This is a genomic window from Bartonella sp. AP58NXGY (genome assembly GCF_042195785.1).
Lineage (GTDB): Bacteria > Pseudomonadota > Alphaproteobacteria > Rhizobiales > Rhizobiaceae > Bartonella.
The window spans coordinates 1-535 of the sequence record NZ_JBHIOY010000139.1 but is presented as its reverse complement, the minus strand read 5'-3'; the positions used below and the strand labels follow the sequence as shown (position 1 = coordinate 535).

The window sequence follows — 535 nt, the reverse complement described above, 5'->3', positions numbered from 1 at the left end:
CGCAGAACGGCGTGGCGTGTAGCGAGTGCTGTTGGTCTTTTTGGCTTATTCGGTATGATATGTGGCGTCATTGGATTTTCCCAACCAGCCCCTACACCTTTAGTGTTACGTGTTGATAACACAACAGGTGCTGTTGATGTTATCTCAATTATGCGTGAGCACGAAGAAAGCTATGGTGAAGTTGTAGACAGATATTGGCTCAACCAATATGTACTTAACCGTGAAACTTATGACTACGATACCATTCAACTGAACTATGACACAACAGCTCTTTTAAGTGCAGCTTCTGTTCAGCAAGAATATTATAAAATCTATGATGGAGAAAATGCACGGGATAAAGTGCTTTCCAACAAAGCACGTATCACAGTTAAAGTGCGATCAATCCAGCCCAATGGACTCGGTCAAGCAACTGTACGTTTTACGACTCAACAGCTTGACAGCAGCGGTGCTGCTAATGGACCAAAACAACACCAGATTGCAACAATTGGTTACACCTATGTCGGTGCCCCCATGAAATCATCTGATCGATTGCTTA

The 535-nt window shown here is 43.4% G+C and carries 1 protein-coding gene; it reads left to right on the top strand.

The window, feature by feature from the left end:
- On the top strand, nucleotides 1-535 hold a 535-nt coding region (locus tag ACFINC_RS10025; RefSeq protein ID WP_375617118.1), incomplete at both ends, for a virB8 family protein.